Genomic DNA, 3,071 nt, shown 5'->3' with positions numbered 1-3,071 from the left:
GTCCTGCTGATCCGCCGGACCCGGTCGATGCCGGCCGCGGGCCGGGGTCCGTAGGATCGGCCGGGTGAGCGAACGGCCGGCATCGGTACACCTCGTCCTCGGCGAGGAAGAGCTGTTGATCGAACGTGCGGTGTCCTCCATCGTCTCGGCGGTGCGGGCGGCGGCGCCCGATCCCGACGCGGTTCCGGTGGACCGGCGACGGGCCGGCGACTCCGGCACCGCGGAACTCGCCGAACTGCTCAGCCCCTCCCTGTTCGCCGAGGACCGGGTCATCATCCTCGAGGCCGCCGCCGAGGCGGGCAAGGAAGCCGTCGGACTGATCACCGACGCGGCCGCGGATCCCCCCGAGGGCGTCGTGCTCGTGATGCTGCACTCCGGTGGTGGGCGGGCCAAGGCGATGGCGCCCGCGCTGCAGAAGGCGGGCGCGGTCGTGCACCCCTGCGCCAAGCTGACCAAGGCCGCAGAGCGCGTGGAGTTCGTGCGCGCGGAGTTCCGCGCGGCGGGGGTGCGGGTCTCGGGCGAGGTGGTGCAGGCTTTGCTGGAAGCGGTCGGCTCGGAACTGCGGGAACTGGCCGCGGCCTGCTCGCAACTGGTCGCCGACACCGGCGGCAAGGTCGACGTGGCGGCGGTGCGGCGGTACTACTCGGGCAAGGCCGAGGTGACCGGTTTCGAGGTCGCCGACCTCGCGGTGGCCGGTGACCGGGCGGGCGCGATGGAGGCGCTGCGCTGGGCCACCGACCGAGGGGTGGCGCATGTGCTGCTCGCCGACGCGCTGGCCGACTCGGTGCACACCATCGCCCGGGTCGGGTCGGCGGGCCGCGGCGACCCGTTCGCGCTGGCGCAGCAACTCGGCATGCCGCCGTGGAAGGTGAAGAAGGCGCAGGCGCAGGCCCGTGGCTGGAACCCGGCAGCCATCGGCGCGGCGCTGCGAGTGGTGGCCACCCTGAACGCCGATGTGAAGGGCGGGGCGGCCGACTCCGGCTACGCCCTCGAGCACGCCCTCGGCCGCATTCTGGACCTGCGCGCCGCGGGCTGACGAGAGATCCGCTCGGGTCCGTGCCGGACGGACCCGCCGGGATCGGAATCGAGCCCGCCGTCGATCGGCGGGCGTCGCCGTCAGTGCGAGGCGCTCACTCGCCGGCAGCGGATGCGACCAGCTCCGCCTCCTCCTCGGTCAGCTCGGACTCGTCGACACGGCCGTCCCACTCCTCGTACACCGGGATCTCGTCTTCCCTGGTGACGATCCACTCGGCCGAGTAGCCACCCTCGTCGTCGGGAACCATGACGTTCTCGATGCGCAGGCCGATTCCCAGCACGTCGGCGGCCCGGATCACATCCGGCAGGTCCTCTGCTCTGACCACGGTCTGATTCGCATAGACGGTTACCATGCGCGGAATCGTAGCGACCCCGGGTGAACAGGGCACAGCGACCGCGCGGGCACGGGCGACCGCCGTCGCGGAAGACGGGCACGACAAAAGCCGCCGTGGTCGTCGAGGCCACGGCGGCTGCGTCAGGTGTCACACGGTCCCGGCGTGCGGGACCGGCAGATCAGAGCTTGTTGAAGGCCAGCGCCAGCGCCGACTTCTTGTTCGCGGCCTGGTTGGCGTGGATGACGCCCTTGGAGGCGGCCTTGTCGAGCTTGCGGCTCACGAACTGCAGACGCTCGGCAGCCTTCTCCTTGTCGCCGGCCGCGGCGGCCTCGCGGAAGCTGCGAATAGCCGTGCGCAGCGCGGACTTGACCGACTGGTTGCGCTTGCGCGCTTCCTCGTTGGTGCGAATCCGCTTCACCTGGGACTTGATGTTGGCCACGCCTGTTCCTCGTGTTCCTGTCGCTGGATGGTTGCTTCGAGAAGTCTCGCGACGGCGAAACTCCGGGAGATCGGGTCACGCCATACCGAAGGTCGAGGGTACCAGCCCTCGCGGCGGCACACGAAATCGCCTTCGGTCGAGGTCGTTGTTACCGGCACCTGCCTGGCGTAGCTTTCCAGGAGGAACGTTCCGGCAGTACCTCGTCCTGGCACAGCGGTAGCAAACGGCTCGAGATGGCGGAAGGTGTGTCTGTATGTCTCCGACGGCGCAGGAAGTAGCGGAGGAATTCGCCGAGAACCGGCCGATTCCCGACGGAAAGAAATGGGCGGCGGAGGGGCTGGGCACCTTCACGCTGGTGATGGGCGGCGTCGGCACCGCGGTGCTGGCGGGGGAGCGGGTCGGGGCGCTCGGCGTCGCGCTGGCCTTCGGTCTGACGCTCATGTTTCTGGTCTACTCGATCGGTCCGCTCTCGGGATGCCATGTCAATCCCGCGGTCACGGTCGGGCAGCTGATTCTCGGGCGGGTCTCGGCGGTCAACGCGGCGGGCTACATCGTGGCCCAGCTGATCGGCGCCTTCCTGGCCGGTCTGGTGCTTTTCGCGCTGGCCAAGAACCTGCCCTCCTACGATCGCGCGTCCGACGGGCTCGGCGCCAACGGGTGGGGCAGGTACAGCCCCTCGGCCGCCACCGGCCCGCTCGGCGAGGTCGTCGTCCAGGACGGCTACGGCTTCGCGGCCATGGTGATCGTGGAGGTCATGCTCACCGCGATCCTGGTGTTCGTGGTGCTCGGCTCCACCGACCAGCTCTCCGACGTGCCGCTGGCCGGCCTGTCCATCGGCGTCACCCTGGCGGTGATCCACCTGATCTCGATCCCGGTGGACAACACCTCGGTCAATCCGGCGCGCAGCCTCGGCGTGGCCTTCTACCAGGACGGCGCGGGCGGCCAGGTGTGGGCGTTCGTGCTGTTCCCGCTGATCGGCGGGGTGCTCGGCGCGCTGGTCTACGCGCTGCTGTTCGGCCGTCGTCGCGAGCTCGACGACGAGCTCGACCGCGACCGCGCCGAGCGGCGGGCCGAGGCGGGCGGCGCGACCGACGCGCGCTGAGGACGCGCGCCGAGTAGGCCCCGTGGAGACGGTCCGGCCGGACCGGTGTGACAGCGGCCACCCCGGGGAGCCGGCCCCCCCGGAACCCCCGGGGCGGGGGGGGGCGGGCAGGATGTATATACACACCCCCCCGGGCCCCCCCGCGCGGAAGGGATTGGGG

The 3,071-nt window shown here is 71.0% G+C and carries 4 protein-coding genes; 2 read left to right on the top strand and 2 right to left on the bottom strand.

Going from position 1 to position 3,071, the window contains the following annotated elements:
• Window positions 1-64: 64 nt before the first annotated feature.
• The gene (gene holA / locus QH283_RS26555; RefSeq protein ID WP_280505668.1) at window positions 65-1,036 is read left to right on the top strand and encodes a DNA polymerase III subunit delta; all 972 of its coding nucleotides are present in this window, start codon (window positions 65-67) and stop codon (window positions 1,034-1,036) included.
• A 94-nt stretch (window positions 1,037-1,130) separates the two neighbouring features.
• Here holA and QH283_RS26550 read toward each other — a convergent pair whose 3' ends face one another.
• Complete coding sequence (locus tag QH283_RS26550) at window positions 1,131-1,388, bottom strand: hypothetical protein (RefSeq protein WP_280505667.1); 258 nt, start codon at window positions 1,386-1,388, stop codon at window positions 1,131-1,133.
• 160 nt (window positions 1,389-1,548) lie between these two features.
• Window positions 1,549-1,809 carry a 30S ribosomal protein S20 gene (rpsT, locus tag QH283_RS26545; protein ID WP_280505666.1) on the bottom strand — a complete coding sequence of 87 codons (261 nt, stop codon included), beginning with the start codon at window positions 1,807-1,809 and terminating at the stop codon, window positions 1,549-1,551.
• A gap of 253 nt (window positions 1,810-2,062) precedes the next feature.
• On the opposite strand from rpsT, the gene QH283_RS26540 reads away from it, so the two are divergent.
• Entirely contained in the window at window positions 2,063-2,911 is an 849-nt protein-coding gene (locus tag QH283_RS26540; protein ID WP_280505665.1) for an aquaporin, read from the top strand.
• Window positions 2,912-3,071 lie beyond the last annotated feature (160 nt).

Origin of the sequence: Nocardia farcinica (assembly GCF_029867845.1) — a bacterium.
GTDB classification, from domain to species: Bacteria; Actinomycetota; Actinomycetes; order Mycobacteriales; family Mycobacteriaceae; genus Nocardia; species Nocardia farcinica_A.
The sequence above is the reverse complement of the archived record's forward strand: the minus strand, read 5'-3'. Positions and strand labels throughout refer to the sequence as shown.

What these genes read in the sequence shown, in the direction of transcription:
- QH283_RS26550 (WP_280505667.1), bottom strand. Translation starts at nt 1,388, where the DNA reads ATGGTAACCGTCTATGCGAATCAGACCGTGGTCAGAGCAGAGGACCTG.
- QH283_RS26540 (WP_280505665.1), top strand. Translation starts at nt 2,063, where the DNA reads ATGTCTCCGACGGCGCAGGAAGTAGCGGAGGAATTCGCCGAGAACCGG.